22 protein-coding genes are annotated in these 18,623 nt (G+C 28.7%); 17 read left to right on the forward strand and 5 right to left on the reverse strand.

Translation table 11 applies throughout. The annotated features are described in order from the left end of the window. The first annotated feature begins 102 nt into the window (after positions 1-102). The 16 genes from ACKU3H_RS11025 (at position 103) to ACKU3H_RS11100 (ending at position 12,406) form a co-directional block, all read left to right on the forward strand. The gene (locus tag ACKU3H_RS11025; protein ID WP_320033912.1) at positions 103-825 is read left to right on the forward strand and encodes a GntR family transcriptional regulator; all 723 of its coding nucleotides are present in this window, start codon (positions 103-105) and stop codon (positions 823-825) included. A gap of 21 nt (positions 826-846) precedes the next feature. Continuing rightward, entirely contained in the window at positions 847-1,572 is a 726-nt protein-coding gene (gene phnC, locus ACKU3H_RS11030) for a phosphonate ABC transporter ATP-binding protein (protein WP_320036477.1), read from the forward strand. Positions 1,573-1,597: 25 nt separating this feature from the next. Further along, a complete protein-coding gene (gene phnD / locus ACKU3H_RS11035) occupies positions 1,598-2,464 on the forward strand; it encodes a phosphonate ABC transporter substrate-binding protein (RefSeq protein ID WP_320033913.1) in 867 nt (288 codons plus the stop codon). Between the two features lie 41 nt (positions 2,465-2,505). After that, positions 2,506-3,363, forward strand: coding sequence for a phosphonate ABC transporter, permease protein PhnE (gene phnE, locus ACKU3H_RS11040; RefSeq protein ID WP_320033914.1), 858 nt, complete (start codon positions 2,506-2,508; stop codon positions 3,361-3,363). A 2-nt stretch (positions 3,364-3,365) separates the two neighbouring features. Then, entirely contained in the window at positions 3,366-3,779 is a 414-nt protein-coding gene (locus tag ACKU3H_RS11045; RefSeq protein ID WP_320033915.1) for a phosphonate C-P lyase system protein PhnG, read from the forward strand. Positions 3,780-3,789: 10 nt separating this feature from the next. Further along, on the forward strand, positions 3,790-4,326 hold the full coding sequence (locus tag ACKU3H_RS11050; RefSeq protein ID WP_320033916.1) for a phosphonate C-P lyase system protein PhnH: 537 nt from the start codon (positions 3,790-3,792) through the stop codon (positions 4,324-4,326). Further along, positions 4,326-5,387 (forward strand): carbon-phosphorus lyase complex subunit PhnI, encoded by a 1,062-nt coding sequence (locus tag ACKU3H_RS11055; RefSeq protein ID WP_320033917.1) that lies wholly within the window; start codon positions 4,326-4,328, stop codon positions 5,385-5,387. The genes ACKU3H_RS11050 and ACKU3H_RS11055 overlap by 1 nt, the downstream gene beginning before the upstream one ends. 1 nt (position 5,388) lies before the next feature. After that, complete coding sequence (locus ACKU3H_RS11060) at positions 5,389-6,216, forward strand: alpha-D-ribose 1-methylphosphonate 5-phosphate C-P-lyase PhnJ (protein ID WP_320033918.1); 828 nt, start codon at positions 5,389-5,391, stop codon at positions 6,214-6,216. Further along, a complete protein-coding gene (locus tag ACKU3H_RS11065; protein WP_320033919.1) occupies positions 6,217-7,053 on the forward strand; it encodes an ATP-binding cassette domain-containing protein in 837 nt (278 codons plus the stop codon). Between the two features lie 8 nt (positions 7,054-7,061). Further along, positions 7,062-7,751: a phosphonate C-P lyase system protein PhnL gene (phnL, locus tag ACKU3H_RS11070; protein ID WP_320033920.1), complete on the forward strand. Its 690-nt coding sequence runs from the start codon at positions 7,062-7,064 to the stop codon at positions 7,749-7,751. Beyond that, complete coding sequence (locus ACKU3H_RS11075; protein ID WP_320033921.1) at positions 7,751-8,890, forward strand: alpha-D-ribose 1-methylphosphonate 5-triphosphate diphosphatase; 1,140 nt, start codon at positions 7,751-7,753, stop codon at positions 8,888-8,890. The genes phnL and ACKU3H_RS11075 overlap by 1 nt, the downstream gene beginning before the upstream one ends. A 55-nt stretch (positions 8,891-8,945) precedes the next feature. Next, positions 8,946-9,584, forward strand: coding sequence for a DapH/DapD/GlmU-related protein (locus tag ACKU3H_RS11080; protein WP_320033922.1), 639 nt, complete (start codon positions 8,946-8,948; stop codon positions 9,582-9,584). A gap of 9 nt (positions 9,585-9,593) precedes the next feature. After that, positions 9,594-10,124 carry an AAA family ATPase gene (locus ACKU3H_RS11085; RefSeq protein ID WP_320033923.1) on the forward strand — a complete coding sequence of 177 codons (531 nt, stop codon included), beginning with the start codon at positions 9,594-9,596 and terminating at the stop codon, positions 10,122-10,124. Then, positions 10,117-10,803 (forward strand): endonuclease/exonuclease/phosphatase family protein, encoded by a 687-nt coding sequence (locus ACKU3H_RS11090; RefSeq protein ID WP_320033924.1) that lies wholly within the window; start codon positions 10,117-10,119, stop codon positions 10,801-10,803. The genes ACKU3H_RS11085 and ACKU3H_RS11090 overlap by 8 nt, the downstream gene beginning before the upstream one ends. A 9-nt stretch (positions 10,804-10,812) precedes the next feature. After that, positions 10,813-11,550, forward strand: a complete 738-nt coding sequence (locus ACKU3H_RS11095; RefSeq protein ID WP_320033925.1) for an MBL fold metallo-hydrolase — start codon at positions 10,813-10,815, stop codon at positions 11,548-11,550. 82 nt (positions 11,551-11,632) lie between these two features. Continuing rightward, positions 11,633-12,406: an HAD-IIA family hydrolase gene (locus ACKU3H_RS11100; RefSeq protein WP_320033926.1), complete on the forward strand. Its 774-nt coding sequence runs from the start codon at positions 11,633-11,635 to the stop codon at positions 12,404-12,406. Here the strand turns inward: ACKU3H_RS11100 and ACKU3H_RS11105 are convergent. The 5 genes from ACKU3H_RS11105 to ACKU3H_RS11125 are packed head-to-tail and all read right to left on the reverse strand — an operon-like array spanning position 12,403 to position 17,348. Then, positions 12,403-13,206 (reverse strand): histidinol-phosphatase, encoded by an 804-nt coding sequence (locus ACKU3H_RS11105; protein ID WP_320033927.1) that lies wholly within the window; start codon positions 13,204-13,206, stop codon positions 12,403-12,405. The genes ACKU3H_RS11100 and ACKU3H_RS11105 overlap by 4 nt on opposite strands. Before the next feature lie 2 nt (positions 13,207-13,208). Beyond that, a complete protein-coding gene (locus tag ACKU3H_RS11110) occupies positions 13,209-14,459 on the reverse strand; it encodes a PHP domain-containing protein (RefSeq protein ID WP_320033928.1) in 1,251 nt (416 codons plus the stop codon). Further along, a complete protein-coding gene (locus ACKU3H_RS11115; protein WP_320033929.1) occupies positions 14,456-15,256 on the reverse strand; it encodes an ABC transporter permease in 801 nt (266 codons plus the stop codon). Before ACKU3H_RS11115 ends, ACKU3H_RS11110 begins: the two co-directional genes overlap by 4 nt. After that, the gene (locus ACKU3H_RS11120; RefSeq protein WP_320033930.1) at positions 15,253-16,278 is read right to left on the reverse strand and encodes an ABC transporter permease; all 1,026 of its coding nucleotides are present in this window, start codon (positions 16,276-16,278) and stop codon (positions 15,253-15,255) included. Before ACKU3H_RS11120 ends, ACKU3H_RS11115 begins: the two co-directional genes overlap by 4 nt. After that, the gene (locus tag ACKU3H_RS11125; protein ID WP_320033931.1) at positions 16,278-17,348 is read right to left on the reverse strand and encodes an ABC transporter ATP-binding protein; all 1,071 of its coding nucleotides are present in this window, start codon (positions 17,346-17,348) and stop codon (positions 16,278-16,280) included. The genes ACKU3H_RS11120 and ACKU3H_RS11125 overlap by 1 nt, the downstream gene beginning before the upstream one ends. Positions 17,349-17,478: 130 nt before the next feature. On the opposite strand from ACKU3H_RS11125, the gene ACKU3H_RS11130 reads away from it, so the two are divergent. Then, positions 17,479-18,606: an extracellular solute-binding protein gene (locus ACKU3H_RS11130; protein ID WP_320033932.1), complete on the forward strand. Its 1,128-nt coding sequence runs from the start codon at positions 17,479-17,481 to the stop codon at positions 18,604-18,606. Positions 18,607-18,623 lie beyond the last annotated feature (17 nt).

Consider the following 18,623-nt stretch of genomic DNA (forward strand, 5'->3'; position numbering starts at 1 on the left):
ATACAGCTATATTTACTTGTATAGACAACTTGTAACTTAGCTGTAATTATCCTTTTTTATACTTTCGCAATAAAACTTGTATAGACAAGCAAAGGTATTATTGTGAAAAATATTTCAAAACCACTTTATGTGGTGATTTATGAAAAAATTTTAGAAAATATTAATAATAAAAAATATAATTGTTGTGACAAACTACCATCAGAGAATCTATTTGCCAAAGAGTTTGATGTAAATAGACATACTGTAAGACAGGCTTTATCTTTACTAAAAGATGAAGGATATATTTATACTATAAGAGGAAAAGGTAATTATATTTCAAATATACAAGTACCTTATTCTATCTCTGATAAAAGTTCCTTTTCACAAAAGATTATAGACTTAGGTTATGAACCAAAAACAAAACTTCTTAGCGCAGATATTATAGAACCAAATGCGGATATTGCACAACAATTAGGACTTAATAAAAAGCTTAAAGTGATTGAATTAAAGCTTTTAAGATATGCAAATGATCTTCCTATTTCAGTTTCTTACTCATATTTTGATGCTTTTGTTTATAGGGATATTATTGATAACTTAGATATTGAGCCTTTTTCAATTTATAATATTTTAAATAAGTGTTATCCCCAAATGGAAATTACAAAAATTTCAACTGTTTTTGAAGCTCAAATTCCAAATACTGAAATAAGTGATTATTTAAAAATGCCAGCAAATACCCCTGTATTAATAGCAAGTACAATATCAAAAAATCAATTTGGCGATTTTGTTGAATATGGAAGTGCTTATTCAAGAGCAGACGCAGTAAAAATAAAAGTTGATTTAGTTTAATAGGAGAATATATTGATAAAGATGAAAAACCTAACTTTGGGTTATAAAAAAGAAAAAATATTAACAGATGTAAATATAAGAGTAAAAAAAGGTGAGTTTGTAGGAATCATTGGCCCTAGTGGTGCAGGTAAATCTACAATGCTTATGGCTATAACTGGTGGAATAAAAGTATTTGATGGAAAATTTGAGGTATTGGACTTTGATTTAGAAAATATAAAGAAAAAAAACCTAGTTAAACTAAGAGAACAAATTGGGGTTATTTTTCAAGGTTATAACTTAGTTGATAGATTAAGTGTATTAGATAATGTAGTTAGTGGAATGTTAAAAGATATACCTTTATCAAGGGCTATACTTAAATTATATAAAGAAAAGGAGTTGGAAAAAGCAAAAGAGTATATGGATATTGTAGATATTACAAAACATTCATTAAAAAGGTGTGATGAACTTTCGGGAGGTCAAAGACAAAGGGTTGCAATAGCTCGAGCCTTGGCCGCTGAACCGAAGATAATATTAGCAGATGAACCTGTGTCAGCATTGGATCCAAAGAGTGCAAAAAAGGTAATGGGAATATTAAAAAAAGTAAATGAGGTTTATGGGGTAACTGTTGTTACAAATCTTCATCACTTGGAGTACGCCAAAGAGTACTGTATCAGAATCATTGGTGTAAACAATGGTACAGTAGTCTTTGATGATAAAAGTGAGAATTTAACTGATAAATCAGTTGAAAAAATTTACGCTACAAATTAGTAGCAAACTAAAAAGGAATATAAAAATGAAAATCGTAAAGAAACTTGCAGTAGGTGCTTTAGCATTAACTTTAGGTGTAACTTCTATGTTAGGACAAGATAAATGGCCAGATAAAATCACTTTTGGTGTAATTCCAGTTGCTGGTTCAACTTCTATGAAAGAAAACTTTGGACCATTGGCTGATTATTTAGCAAAATCTTTAGGGATTAAAGTTGAACTAAAATTAGCTGGTGATTATACAGGTATTATCACAGGTATGCAACATAATCATATTGATGTGGCGTATTTTGGACCAAAATCTTATGTGGAAGCAGCAAAAAGAGCAAATGCTGAAGCTTTAGTTGTGGAAGTTGATGGAGAATCTGGATTACCTGGATATAACGGTATTATCATTACTAAAAAAGGTAGTGGTTTAAAAACTTTAGAAGATATCAAAGGTAAAACTTGGGCATTTACTTCTTCTCAATCTACTTCTGGTACATTAGTTCCAACTGTAATGTTTTCTAAAAAAGGTATTGTTCCAGCTAAATATTTCTCAAAAGTACTTTACTCAGGTGGACATGAAGCTTCTATTCTTTCAGTTAAAGCTGGAAAAGTTGATGCTGCTTCTACAAATAACTTAGATTTTAACAGAGGTTTAGGAAAACATTGGGAAAAAGATGATTTCAATGTTCTTTGGACTTCAGATTTAATTCCAGGTGCTCCGATGGCTGCAAGAAAAGATTTACCAACTTCATTAAAAATGGCTATTAAAGGTGCATTTATCTCTTACAATGACCCAGAAGGTTTAAAAAGACTTAAAAACAAAGGTTTTATTAAAGGTGATGATTCTGTATATGACCCTGTTAGAGAGTTAATTAAATTAAAAAATGAATTAAAGAAAAAACAATAATCAAAGTAGGCTTTTGCCTACTTTAATCTAAGGATATATTTATGAATATTGAAGAATTAAAGCAAAAAACTAATCCCTTTTCTCTATCAAAATCAATTGTAGTAATTGTTTTTCTAGTGATTTTTTTAAAGAGTTGGCAAGATACGGAAATGAGTTTCTCTTCGCTTATTAGTGGATGGGATTATATGGTTGAATATATATCGGGTAATCCAGAGATAAAAAATAGTGGATTTTTCCCACCAAATTTAAATAAAGATGATTTAATAACTTATGCCTTATCAATGCTTGAAACTATAGAGATGGCAATAATTGCTTTGGTTTTATCAGTAGTTGTAGCAGTTCCATTATCATACTTAAGTTCAAGAAATATTTTAGATATTTTGATCCCCGGAAAAACACCAATTCATAATTTTTTTAAAAGAGTGATATATGGAAGTGCTACATTAGTAGCAAATATATTTAGGTCAATAAATGAGATTATCTGGGCACTTATTTTTGTAAGTGCCGTTGGTCTTGGACCTATGGCAGGGATTTTAGCACTAGGAGTACATACAGCAGGTGTTTTATCAAAACTTTTAAGTGAAGGAAATGAAGCAATTGATCCAGGACCAGTTGAAGCCCTTACTACAACAGGCGCAGGGTTTATTAAAGTTTTAATATATGCTGTTATTCCTCAAACAATGCCACATTTTGTATCTATGGCTTTATATAGATTTGAATCAGATGTAAGAAGTGCCTCAATACTTGGTTTTGTTGGTGCAGGTGGTATTGGTTTTTATCTTTTTGACAAGATGAGAGGGTTTGAAAACGGGGATGTTTGTACAATTATTATAGTTATTATTCTAACAGTTTGGTCACTTGATAAAATTAGTGCACTTATTAGAAAAAGGTTTATATAAAAATGAATAGAGAAGATATTAATTTTTTATCACAATTTATACAAAAAGATAAGTTTGAAGAATTATATAAAAAAATAGAAAAGAATTATGAAATAAAAGTTTTAACAAATCCAACAGAACAAACACTTTTGGTTCCTGTAAAAGATCCCATATCTGATGGGGAATTTTATGCAGGTGAAGTTTTAGTAACTTCAACAATAGTTGAAATAGACGGAATTAAAGGCTGGTCTATGGTTTTAGATACAAATGAAGATTTATCTTTAAAAACAGCCGTTTTAGATGCTTCTTTTGAAGCAAATATATTTAAAGAAGAGATTTTAAATTTACTTAAAAAAACAAAAAATGAGATTAATAATAAAAATGCAATTAACAATCAAAAAATCAACTCAACAAGAGTTTCATTTGATTTAATGTAAGGATTAGTTTATGGATAAAATTGATATTGAAAAATTAAATAGAGAAAATTTTAGATCAATGATGAATGCTTTATCAAGACCGGGAAATGTTGAAGAGATTAAACCACTTTTTAAATCAAACTTATTGGCTGTGGCAAATACTCTTTTATATGCAGAGGTTTCATACTTTTATAAGGGAAATGAAGATTTTGAACTAATAAATGCAATAACTAATTCAAAAGAATTAAAAGAGGATGAAGCTGATTATGTATTTTGTGACACTTTAGATGAAAAATTGTTTGAAGTAGGCAAAGTAGGAACTATGAAAGACCCAGAGTTTTCATCAACATATATATTCAAATGTAAAGATTTTGATGGAATAGAAGTAAAGTTAAGTGGTCCAGGTATAAATGGAAGCAGTAATCATACTCTTCCCATTTCAAAAGATTTTATAGAAAAATTTAATAATAAGAATTCTACTTTTCCTATGGGAAATGAAGTGTTTTTTATAAATGAAAAAGCACAGGTTTTAGCCCTTTCTAGAACTACTAAAGTGGAGGTTTTATAATGGCTTATTATGCAGTAAAAGGTGGAGAAAAAGCTATTGAAAACTCTTTGGATTTTTATGCACAAATTACACAAAAAGCAAAACAATTAGATGACGAACAATTAATAGAAGGTTTAACTTTTTCAATAGATAAGGTTATTAGTGAAGGTTCTTTGTATTCTAAAAAATTAGCTAGTAAAGCCATAAAAAGAAGTGCAGGGGATTTGTTAAATGCCTCATTTTTCATAAGAGCTCATAGAAGTTCTTGTCAAAGAGTTGGGGAGAGTAAAACTTTGGATACCAATGAGATGAAACTTACTAGAAGAGTTTCTTCAGCTTTTAAAGATATTGAAGGTGGTCAATTACTTGGAGCATCAAATGATTATGAGATTAAACTATTAATTGAAACAAAAGAGAAAGAGTTAGACTTTGAAGAGTTTTCAAAAAAAGAAAATATCATAAAATCAGCATTAACACCACTTCGAAATGACAATTTAATAAAAAAACTTCCTAAAGAGGAAAAACCTTGGGATATTACAAGAACCTTTCCAACTTCACCATATCCTAGAAGTTCAATACTTCAAGTAATGAGTAGGGGTGAAAGTGGGAGTTTGTTAGGTTTTTCATACACTTCAATGAGAGGTTATGGGGATGTTCATCCTACAATTGGAGACTTAAGAGTTGGAACTTTAGATATAAAATTTACCCATCCTTTTTCAAAAAAAGAGGTAAAAATAGGTTCTATTGAAGCAACAGCTGTTGAGTGTGTGGGAACTTTTAATAAAGATGAAAACGGGGACACAAAACTTACAACTGGATTTGGTTTTTGTTTTGGAAAAAATGAGACAAAAGCAATCTCTATGTCTATTATAGATTTAACTTTATATAACAGCTCATATAGCGTTGGAACTGAACAAATAGTTGCTGCAGATTTTGAAATGATGATGCATCATGTGGATGGTATAGAGTCATTTGGATTTTGTAATCATTATAAACTACCACATTATGTTACTTTCCAAACAGATTATCAAATATTTAAATCTGCACAAAAGTATGTGGAAGAAAAAGAGGGTAAAAAATAGTATGAGATATGCATTTTTAGATGAAGAAGCAAAAAAAGAGATAAGAAGAGCAACTTTAAAAGCTATAGCAATACCTGGATATATTGTTTCTTTTGCAAGTAGAGAGATGCCAGTTGCTAGAGGATGGGGTACAGGTGGTCTTCAAGTAACTTTATCAATCATAAATGAAGAAGATACTCTAAAAGTTATTGACCAAGGTTGTGATGGAAGTGTAAATGCAGTAAATATTAGAAATTTTATAAAATCTGTTACAAATGTAGAAACAACAACAAGTACAAAAGAAGCAACTATTATTCAAACAAGACATAGAATACCTGAAATAGAATTAGATGAAAAACAAACTTTAGTGTTTCAAGTTCCTATGCCAGATATTTTAGAAACAGTAGAACCAAATACTGCAAAAGCAAAAATCATGCATGCAAATGCTGATTATTCGAAGTTATGGGTTTTATTATATGAAGATACTTCACAATTTGGAGATTCAAGAATCTCAAATAGATACCCAGTGATGGTTCATGATAGGTTTGCAATGGATCCAAGTCCAATACCCAAATATGATACTCCTAGATTGAACAATTCAAAAGCTTTACAGCTTTTTGGTGCAGGTAGAGAAAAAAAGATTTATGCAATACCACCTTATACAAAGGTTGTACCACTTAAATTTGAAGATAAAGAGTTTAAAGTGGAAAACTTTGAGAGTAAAGTATGTGAGAGATGTGGAAGTAATAACAGCTTTTTAGATGAAGTTTATGATGACAAGGGAAGTGTTCATTATTATTGTAATGATACAGACTTTTGTGATAGCAATCTTGATAAGAAGGAGATATAGATGATATTAGATATACAAAATGTCTCAAAAGTATTTGGAAGTTTTTGTGAAGATTGTTTAGATAAAACAGGCTCGAAATATAATAGTTCTATTTGTCCAACTTGTAATAGTGTAGTTGGTGTAAATAGTGTCAACCTTAGTTTAAAAAAAGGTGAAGTTCTTGGAATTGTAGGAGAGAGTGGTTCTGGTAAATCTACTTTATTACAATTAATATATCAAGACCAGAAAGCATCAAAGGGTGAGATTTTTATTAAAGATTTTATTGATAAAAATGGAAATAAAAAGAATATTTTAGATGCAAATTTAAATGAGCTGTCATATTTAAGAAACTCTTTAATGTCAATGATTTATCAAAACCCTAGATTGGGATTAAATTATAACTTTAGTGCAGGGGGAAATATTGCACAAAAGGTGATAATGAGTGGAAATAAAAACTATAAAGAGATAAGAGAAAAAGCTTTATATTTTCTAGATAAAACAGAGATTCCAACAAGTAGAATAGATGATTATCCAGAATATTTCTCAGGTGGACAACAACAAAGAGTGCAAATCTCAAAAGCTTTGTCTTCTAATCCTAAGATTTTATTACTTGATGAACCAACAACAGGGCTTGATTTATCGGTTCAGGCAAAAATTTTAGATTTGATAAAAGAGTTACAACATGAAATTGGTTTTGCAATGGTGGTTGTTTCTCATGATTTAGGTGTAATAAAACACTTAACTGATATTACAGTTGTTATGAAAAATGGACAAATAGTTGAAAGGGGACTTACTGATCAGATACTAGAAGACCCACAACATCCCTATACACAACTTTTAGTATCTTCAGTTTTATAGGAAAAAAAATGGTTAGATTAAAAGTTAATAATTTGAATAAGAGTTTTAAACTATATACACAAGGTGGAATAGAAGTAAAAGGTTTTGAAAATATAGGTTTTAATGTAAAGAATGGGGAGTTTATTTCCCTTTTTGGACCAAGTGGTGCAGGGAAATCATCTATTTTAAAAACTTTATTTAGAACTTATACCACAACAAGTGGTGAGATTTTATTTTATAGAGATAGTGGAGAAGTAATTGATATAGCAAAAGCAAGTGAGAGCCAGATTTTAGAGCTTAGACACTCTGAAATTGGTTATGTGTCACAGTTTTTACAAGTATTACCAAGAGTTAGTGCAGTCGACGTAGTTGCCCAACAACTAATTTTTAAAGGTGAAGAGGAAAAAGTCTCTAGACAGAAAGCTAGAGAGATGTTGGATTATTTATCTATTAGAGAAGAGTTGTTTGATTTATCTCCTTTAACCTTTAGTGGAGGGGAGCAACAAAGAGTAAATATAGCAAAAGGGATTATTGCACCCAAATCTTTGTTATTACTTGATGAGCCAACAGCATCTTTAGATAAAACAAATACTATGAAAGTTGTAGAAAAACTAAAAGAACTTAAACAACAAGGTGTAGCTATGGTAGGTATTTTTCATGATTTGGAAGCTATGGATATGATTAGTGATGAAATATATAAGTTAAAGAGAGTTAATTAATGGAAACTATATTAAGAAGTAAAAATGTATTAATAAATGAAGAGTTTATTCCTGCTGATTTAGTTATCTTTGAAGATAAAATCAAAAGAGTAGATGAATATGGAAAAAATGAAATTGCAATTGATTTAGGAGATAAAAAAATTGCTCCAGGAATAGTTGATTTACACTCTGATGCTATAGAAAAAGAGATTGAACCAAGACCCCATGCAACTTTTCCTGTAGAGTTAGCAATAACAGAATTAGATAAAAAACTTTCAATGGCAGGGGTTACTACTATGTTTCATGCTATTGGTTTTGAAGAAAATCCTAAAAAAAGAAGGTCTGTTGATTTAGCAATTGAACAAATAGAAGAGATTTACCATGCAAATGAAAAACACTTAGGTGTAGATAATTTTGTGCATGCAAGATTTGAGCTTAGTTCTAGTGAAGCAGTTGAGCCTATAAAAGAGGTGATAAACAAAGGGATGGTTAAGTTAGTATCTTTAATGGACCATTCACCAGGGCAAGGGCAATTTAAAACTTTAGAGACTTTTAAAACCTATTATGGAAAACATTATGGCTTAGATGATGAAGATATAAAAGCTGTAATTGATAAGAAAATGAATAAAAATGAAGAGAAAATAAATGAATTAATCTCTTTTGTAAGGGAAAAAAATATCACACTTCTAAGTCATGATGATGATTGTGTTGAAAAACTTGATAGTCTTTTAAAGTTAGGGGTAAAAATATCAGAATTTCCACTTAGTTTAGAGGTTGCGAAATATGCAGTTGATAAAGGTATAGCTACAGGAATGGGGGCTCCAAATATAGTAAGAGGTGGAAGTCAAAGTGGAAATATAGCTGCAATTGATTTGGTAAAAGAGGGCGTTTGTAAATACTTATGCTCTGATTACCATCCAACTTCTATGTTACAAGCAATTTATAGAATGGAAAAAGATGCAAACTTAGATTTGGCAAAAGGTTTTTCTATGATAACTTCTACACCTGCAAAGTATGCAAACTTAGAAGATAGAGGAGAAATAAAAGAGGGTAAAAAAGCTGATATTATAGTAATTGATGATTCAAATATTCCAAAAGTTATTTTAACTATAAAAGATGGAGAATCAATCTACAATGGTATTAGAGGATTTAGACTTTAAGGAGTAGTTATGGTTACAATATATAGAAGTATTTTAGACTTGAAAGTTAAATATAATGACAAAAATAGAGTCTATAAATAAAAAACAAAAAGTAAAATTAGGAATAAAACCATATATTCCTAATAATGCCATAATAGAAAACTCTTATTTTGGTAAATACACTGAAGTTGGAGAGTTTTCAAATATTTTGGATTCTACTTTGGATGATTATTCATATATTAGTGAGTATACACAAATATATAATACTATTATTGGAAAATTTTCAAATATAGCAGCACAAGTTAGGATAAATCCTGGTTTTCATCCCTATGAGATGCCTTGTCAGCACCATTTTTTATATAGAAAAGAGATGTATAGTTTTGGTGAAGATGATAAAGCATTTTTTAACTATAGAAAAGTACAAAAGGTTGAGATAGGACATGATACTTGGATAGGTCATGGAGCAGTTATTATGCCAGGTGTTAAAGTAGGAAATGGTGCAATTATTGGTTCAAATGCTGTTGTAACTAAAGATGTACCATCTTATGCTATAGTTGCAGGAGTGAGTGCTAAAGTATTGAAATATAGGTTTTCAAAAGATATAATAAAAAAACTTGAAGAGATTTCTTGGTGGAATTGGAGCCATGAAGAGATAAGAGATAGAATCGATGATTTAAAAGATATTAGGGCATTTATCTATAAATATTCAAAGTAGGAGTATATAATGAACAGTAAAATAATACTTGTTGTGGGACCAAGTGGTGCGGGGAAAGATACTCTTCTTAGATATGCAAAAGAGAAACTAAATGATAGGTTTAATTTTGTAAAAAGATATATCACTAGAGAAGCTGATGTTAATGAAAGTAATTATTTTATTGATGAGTATGCTTTTGAGATATTAAGACATAATGGATATTTCGCATCAAATTGGAATGCCCATGGGAATTTTTACGGAATACCCAAAAGATTTATAAAAAATGGTGTTAATATCATCTCTATTTCAAGGTCTAGAATAAAAGATTTTGAAAATCTTTATGAAGATGTTTATACCTTAAATATAACATTACCTAAAGATAAACTAAGGCAAAGGCTTCTAGCTAGAGGTAGAGAATCTAGTGAAGAGATTGAACAAAGACTAAATAGAAGTTATGAAAAGATTGAATGCAATAAATTGATTGAATTTGATAATTCAAGCTCTCTTGAAGAATCAAAGGAAAAATTTTTAGAACTTTTAAAAAGTATAGAAAATGAGTAACTTAAAAATTGCTACATTTAATCTAGATAAAGACAATGGAATTTTCCCTGATAGAATATACAATCTTTCTAATATAATTTATAAAAATAGATTTGATATTTTATGTTTACAAGAGGATTATAACTCAAAAAGATTTTCAAGTGGAAAATTTTTAAATGTAGAATTAAACTATAATTATGTTTCAATAAAAACAAGAGAAAAAATAAGAAATGGAATTAACAGTAGTTCTAATTTAACTATTCTTTCTAAATATCCTATAAAACTTTTGGATAAAATTTTTTTTAACAAAGGTAAAGAGGATATTGAAAGAGCAGCTGTTTTTTCCCAATTAAGCTTTAAAGGTAAAGAGATTTTATTAATCAATACTCATCTTTGTCATTTAAGTAGTAAAAATAGAATAGAACAAATTAGAGTTATACTAAAAAAAATCAATGAATATAAAAATTTTAATACAATCATATTTTGTGGAGATTTAAATGCCCTTCCTAGTTATACGGAGGTAAAACTATTAAAAGAGTACGGTTTTAGGGATAAAAACAGTGAATTTACCCATGAAGACAAGGTGATTTTAGACTATATTTTAAATAAATCTAAAAGAGATATCTCTATAGAATCTAAAGTATTATTAAAAGGGTTTAGTGATCATCACTGTTTGTTAAACATAATCAATTTTCTATAAGGGTTTATTTTGAGATTTAAATTTTTAGGTTCTTCTGATAGTGCAGGTATACCTGTAGCTAATTGTAATTGTAATATTTGTAATGAATACAGAACAAATAAAAAAATCAATCTATCAACCTGTGCATATCTTGAATTTGATGATAAGTATATACTTTTAGATGCTGGAAATGAAATGATATCAAATATATTTGATATGAAAGATATTAAAGCAATTTTTCTAACACACTTCCATGCCGACCATTGTTTAGGACTTTTAAGGCTTAGACATTCAGCTAAAAATATTAAATGTTTTCATCCAAAAGATGAGTTGGGATTTTCTGACCTTTTTAAACATAAACATTCAATTACTTATGAAATATTAGAGCCTTTTAAATCAATTTATATTGATGATATAAAAATAACTGCAATACCTTTAAAGCATTCAAAAAATACTTTTGGATACTTTATTGAAACAAAAGAGGTAAATATTGCTTATCTAACCGATTGTTATTCTGTAGCAAAAGATAGTTTAGATTTTTTAAAATCAAAAAAAATAGATTATGCTTTTATAGATGCTTGTTATGATGAAACAAAATCAAAAGGCAATCATCTAAACTACTTACAAGCAAGTTCTATCCTTGATGAGATAAATGCCAAAAAAGGCTTTTTAATGCATATTTCACATACTACAATGGAATATATTAGAAATAATAAAATCAAACTAAAATATAGATATGTTTTAGATGATGAAGAGTTTAATTTATAGTTACAATTTGATTACATAAAAATCTACTTTCTCTCATTTATCATTAGATATAATCACAAAAATAATTTTAGGGTGGGGATAAATGTTTGATAATATAGGTGGTTTTATTATAGATTTTGATGGTGCTTTTTTTAAAGACTTTCATATCTTACCTGGAGGAAAAGACTTTATTGAAACATTAAAGAACAAAGAGATACCCTTTGTCTTTTTAAGCAATCTTACAACTAAAACACCTGAAGAGTTACATGAACTTTTATTTCGTGTGGGAATATATATAGATAAAAATCAAATAATTACCTCATCATTACTTGCTAGAAACTATTTAAAAGAAAACTATCCAGATGCAAATGTAAAGGTTTATGGAAGTAAAGCCTTAAAAAGTGTAATTTATCAAGAATATAAAATTGGTGTTACTGATGTAGATGTAATAGTAATAGGAATGGACCCTAAAATCTCTATTGATGATTTATCAAAAATAAGAAAACATATTCAAGATAATAAAAAAGTGATTTTTACAAATCCTGATTACTATTCTCCCACATCAAGTGGCTATGATTTTGAATGTGGTGTTATGGTTGAGTTATTTAAACCACACCTTCAAGAGCAACCAGAAATAATAGGTAAACCATCAAAATATGCCTTTGATTTTGCAATAAAAAAACTAAATATTCCTAGAGAATATATTGCAATGGTTGGAGATACTTATGAAACAGATATAAAAGGTGCCCATGATTGGGGTTTAATACCAATACACTTACAAACTACAAATGATGATAGTTATAATACTTTAAAACTAGATGCCTATGAGTATAAAAATCTTGAAGATTTATGTACTCATTTTAAAAGTGTAGTTTAAAACTTAACTTTTATCATCTCTTTCTTTTCAAAATATACGCAGTTAGTAAAACCAATATTTTTGGCTAATTTTTCACAATAATCTTTTTTGTACCCCACATGTTCAACTGCATGGGAGTCACTTCCAAAGGTAATTGGTATATCATATGCGTAAATCTCTTCAAGAAGTTTTTTAGAAGGATATGTATCTTTAACACTTTTTCTTAAGCCTGAAGCATTTATCTCAACTGCCATACCTGATTTTTTTATCTGTTTTAGAGCATCTTTTGCAATAAGTCGAATATCTTTTTTAGGTTCGTCATTAGTTAAAATTTTAACCAAATCAATATGTCCTACAATATTAAAATATTCAGTTTTAGCCATTTTTTTTATTTGTTCAAAATAATTATTCCATAAAGTAGTTGCATCTACATTTTTAAATAGATTTTTCCCTTTTTTATACTCTTTTATCATTTTGGGATCATCAACTAAATATTGATCTAAAAAATGAACTGAACCTATTAGATAATCAACTTCATCTTTTAAAAGTTTTTTATTCATCCCATAATCTAAATAATCAAATTCATAGGCAAAAAGAAGTTTAATTTTATTGTTATATTCCATTTTTGCATCTTCAAACATTTGAATATAGTCTTTTTTATATTTGTTTTCCATTCTATGCTTTTTATCATATTTCATTGGGTTATGGTCTGAAAAACCCAATACATCTATTTTCTCTTTTATGGCTTTTTTTATATAATCATCCATAATTCCAACAGCGTGCTTACAAAGATAAGTATGGTTATGTAAATCAACTTTCATTTTTAGCCTTTATAAAAGAAATTTTTTCTGTATCTTAATAGTTTTGATTTCACAATATCAATTTTATGGCTAAAGTCTTCTTTATTTATTAAGCCATCAACTATAAGTCTAGCCTCTTTTGATTTAAACTTATCATGGGTAGGGTAATACTCTTTTAATAAAAACAGTGTATATGAAACAAGTTTTTCATCTCCAACTGCTTGATACTCGTTATTTGACCTTTTAAATATAGCTACAGATAATAAACCTTTTATTGCACCTACTATATCTGTCTCTTTTTTTGTTTTTGAATATATTATAGAAAATCTATCTCCAATACCTACTTTTATATCATGGGCATCACTATTTCCCAAAGCTGCAATATGTTTTTGCTTATATTGATAATAATTAAGATAAGTTAAATTATTACACTCTTCAATTTGGTCAATATCTCCAAATACTTCAACTGCATCAACTGTTGATTTTTCCAATAACTCTTTATATATTGCTTGGTGTAGATGATATTTTTGGTCATAATATATCCAATGGGGATGACACAATATTGCAAGACCATTGTTCTCTTGTATTTTTTTTATTGTCCATAAATTTCTAGCATAATGTTTAGGATTAATATCTTTAGCTATTTTACCCTTTATCTTATTTTCTATCTCTTCTAACTCACATTTGTATATCTCTTCATCATCTCTTAATTCGTCAATAGAACAATCTGTGTTTATACTCAGCATATGTCCATTTCCTTTTGAAAAAGAAGTATCCCCTTTTCCTACACTTACCTCTTCTCCTGGAAGTATAGTAATATCAATTTTATTTTCATCTTTCTTTTTTATAGCTTCTTTGCTTCCTTTATAATTATCATGGTCTGTAATTGAAATAAAATCCATACCAAACTCTAAAGATTCTAGAATCATAGCCATTGGTGTTCTTTTACCATCTGAATATGTAGTATGCATGTGTAAGTCACCTTTTAAAGCTGTTAGCTCTAAAATCTTTTTTTCAACTGCAAATAGATTTATAGATTTTGATTCTTTATAATTAAAATTTACTTTTAAAATATATTCACCATAAGTTTGCATTTTATATTCAAAAACTATATCTTGTTTTTGTATTTCAAATTTAATTTTTTCATTATGAAAATAGTCATTTTTTGAGAATATATTTATTGATTCAATATTTTTTATATTGTTTGGATTTATAAGATTTAATTTAAACGATATTTTTTTATCTAAAGGGGTTACCCGTGGGAATAGTTTCATTTATTTTCCTTTCTTTTTTTTAAAACATAAAGTGTAGATAATCCTATGGTTACTAGGATAATAATTAAGGCAAGTACATTTAGTACAGGAGTAAGTCCAAGTTTTACCATACTTCCAATATGAATAGTGATTGTACTTTGTGTACCTATTAAAAACAGTGTTGTGTTATAGTTTTGTATTGATTGTAAAAAAGCTAATGCTGTTGCTGAAAAAATAGCAGGCTTTAAAAAAGGAACTGTTATTTTAAAAAACAATTGTGTAGGTGAAGCTCCCAAATCTAAAGCTGCAAGTTCTAAGTTTTTATCAAACTTTTGAAGTCTAGACATAAACAGCAACATTGCCATAGATGAGATAAATGTAGTTTGCCCAACAATTGTCAAAATAATACCTCCTGAAACCTCAAAAAGATTATTCCACATCACTAGTGTTGCTATACCTATAATAACTCCGGGGGTTAATATGGGAGAGACTAAAATTGCATAAAAAACATCTCTTGCTTTTTTATTTATATTTAGTAAAAACAAAGCACCTGCTAAACCAAGAGGAATAGACAATATTACAACTCCAAGACCAATTATTAGTGAGTTTAATATTGCTTCAAAAAGTTTATAATCTTGGAAAAACTCACTTATCCAATGTAAAGAAAACCCTTTCCATGGGTAAATTGTAGGGATTGAACTTTCATTGAACGCTGCTAATGAAACAACTACTAAGGGTAAAAACAGATATATAAAAAAGCTAAAAAAATAAAACTTTATTGCAATATCTGCAATTTTTTTTGAATCAATATTTTTCATTTTGACATATCCTCTAGTTTTACTTTAAAGAGTTTTAACATCAACACTATAAATAATATACATAAAACTAATAATGCAATTCCATATGCAGAACCTTGATTCCAATTTCCACCATCAAAAAACCAACTATATATAATCTGAGTAAACCATAAACCTTTAGTTCCACCTAATATTGAAGGTACTGCATAGGTTCCGGCTGTTAACATAAAAACAAAGATTGAACCAACAGCAATTCCTGGTTTCGCATAAGGAATGATGATTTTTTTATGTATTGTTATCCAAGAAGCCCCTAAATCCCTTGCTGCTAGGATTTGATTTTTATCTAAAGTTTCTAGGGTATTGTAAATAGGGAAAAGCATAAAAAGAATATAAGCATAAACCATTCCTATTAGTGCTGCTGAATTATTTTGAAAAAAATCAATAGGTGTATCAATAAAACCTAAAGAGATTAATATATTATTTATAATCCCATTAAAAGATAAAATCATAAACCAAGCAAATGTTCTTAGAAGTTCATCTATCCAATATGGAATAATCAATCCCAAAAAGATAAATATCTTACCCTTACTGCTTGCCATATGGGCTAAATAGTATGCGATAGGATAACATACTAAAAATGCAAGTATTGTAACAAGTATAGAGGACCAAATTGTTTTAAAAAATATAGATCTATGTAAGTTATTTGTTAATAAATACTCATAATTTTCATTAGTGTATATTTTAGGAGGTTCTTGGGATAATAAATCATTTTTTTCAATTTGCTCACTTAGTTTGTTTATTTTCTCTTCAAGTTTTTTATTTTGTGGATTCTTATCTAACTGTTTTTCTAACTCATATCTTTTAGCATCTAATTTATCTGTCTCTTCCCACAGTTTTTGTTGTGCTGTTTCATCATATTTCCAAAATGAATACTCTACCATTAAAGCTTGGGGAAAGATAATAAATATACTTAACCATAAAATCACAGAAAATAAGATATAAGCACTTAAAGCTTTTCCATATCTATTAATTAATTTTGACATTAAAAAGCCTTTAAAAGTACAACATCATTTTCATCAAAATATATTGTCATCTTCTCTTTACTAACTTTTAATTGTAATTCATTGTTATTCTTTTTATGTAATACAATATCGTTTTTTATTAAATCCTCTTCATATCTTTTTAGATAAATATTTAGTAAAGAGCCTTCAAAAGAGCTTGTGTTGATATTTAATGAGATAGAATTTATTTTTTGTTTTAATGAAAATCTTTCTGGTCTAATAAATAGTTTTACACTATCTCCAACTTTTAATTTAGCTTTTTTTATCACATTAAAATTTCCATATATAGTTTTAACAATAACATTTTCATCTAAATTTCGAATAATCTTTCCATTAAACTCATTATTCTCACCCACAAAATTTGCTACAAATGTAGTTTTTGGGTTATTATACAACTCTTGAGGGGTAGAAACTTGTTCAACTCTTCCTTTTGACATAACAGCAACTTTATCAGACATAGATAAAGCTTCACCTTGGTCATGGGTAATATATATAAACGTAATACCTGTAAGTTTTTGTAAAGCTCTAAGCTCTTTTCTCATATGTTGTCTAAGTTTTAAATCTAAAGCTGATAAAGGCTCATCTAAAAGCAATACTTTTGGTTCAACAGCAAGAGCTCTAGCTATTGCTACTCTTTGTTTTTGTCCACCTGACAAATCTTCTATTGAACTATTCTCATACTCTTCTAGGGATACCATTTTTAATAATTCATTTACTTTTTTGTCTATTTGTTTATTATCTACTTTTTTAACTCTTAGTCCAAAAGCAATATTCTCTTTTACACTAATATTTAGAAATAAAGCAAGATTTTGAAAAACAAGGGATGTTGGTCTTTTATTTGCACTAACATTTTTCATATTTTGATCTGCTATAAAAACTTTCCCTTTTGTTGGTTCTAAAAATCCAGATATAATCTTTAATAATGTTGTTTTTCCACAACCAGATGGACCAAGAATAGAGAAAAATTCTCCTTTTTCTATATTTAAGTTTACGTTTTTAAGTGCGTGAAGTTTTTCAAATTCCATTGTAATATCTTCAATTTTTACACCCATTCTATACCTTTTACTATTTTTTCTTATGAAACCTTACGTTGAGTATATTACAGAACAGTTACAATACTTGTAACCATTTGGTAATCACACAGATTTAAAATTTCATTATAAATTATTTAAAGGTGTGTTTATGAATAGAAGAAATTTTCTAAAAAAGGGTTTAGGTTTAGGAAGTGCTGCACTTATTGCTCCTGCAATTGTTTCAAATACTATGGCATCATCAATGGAATTAAACCTTTATGCATGGTCTGATTATATTTCAGAAGATATGATTAAAGCTTTTGAAAAAGAGACAGGTATTAAAGTTAATCTAACAACTTATGGTTCAAATGATGAAGTGTTAAATAAATTAAGAGCCTCAAAAGGAAATGGATTTGATATTGTTATGCCATCTGTAACATATGGTCAACAATGGTATAAACACAGACTTTTACAACCATTAGATTTAACAAAATTAAATGTTGCAGGTTGTGAAAAATCAATGTGGGATTCATCTGCTTCATTTGGTGGAGAGTTTAGAGGAAAAAGATATATTGTTCCATTTAACTGGGGAACTGAAGCTATTGCTGTAAATACTGAAAAGCTTGATGCAAAAGCAAATAAGATTTCATATGGAGATTTATGGAAAGATAATTTAGATTCAAAAGTAACAGTTAGAGCTCATTCATCTTTAATTGGTGTTGGATTATATCTTGATAGAATCGGAAAAGTGAAATCAAATAGAATGTTAGATACCTATAAAGATGAACAAACTATGAGAGATGTTTACTCTAAGATAACTGATTATGTAATTGAGCACAAAAACAATATTAGACAATTTTGGTCAAATGCACAAGAAACAACTAATGCTTTTATGCAAAATGGTTGTGTTATAGGACAAACTTGGGATGGTCCTGCTATGAGAATGATGAGTGAAACTAATGGGAAAATCAAGTTTATGGCTCCAAAAGAGGGTGCTATTACTTGGATGGATGGAATGGCTATTCCAAAGGGTGCAAAAAATGTATCTGCTGCTTATGCTTGGATAAATTGGTATTATAATGGCGGAAAATCAGGAGCAATGCATGCAAATGCTTCAGGATATAACTCTTGTGCAGCAGGAGCAGCAAAATACTTATCAGCTCAAGCTAAAGCAAATTTTGAAGAGGCTTATCCTGGCGATGCAATTAAAAATCTATGGTGGTATCCAGAAGAGCCAACTTGGTTTGTAACAGTTAGAAATGAGTTTAGAGATAAACTTTTAGCAGCTGGTGTATAAAAAGATTTACAAAGGGA

The organism is Halarcobacter sp., from assembly GCF_963675975.1.
Classification (GTDB): Bacteria; Campylobacterota; Campylobacteria; order Campylobacterales; family Arcobacteraceae; genus Halarcobacter.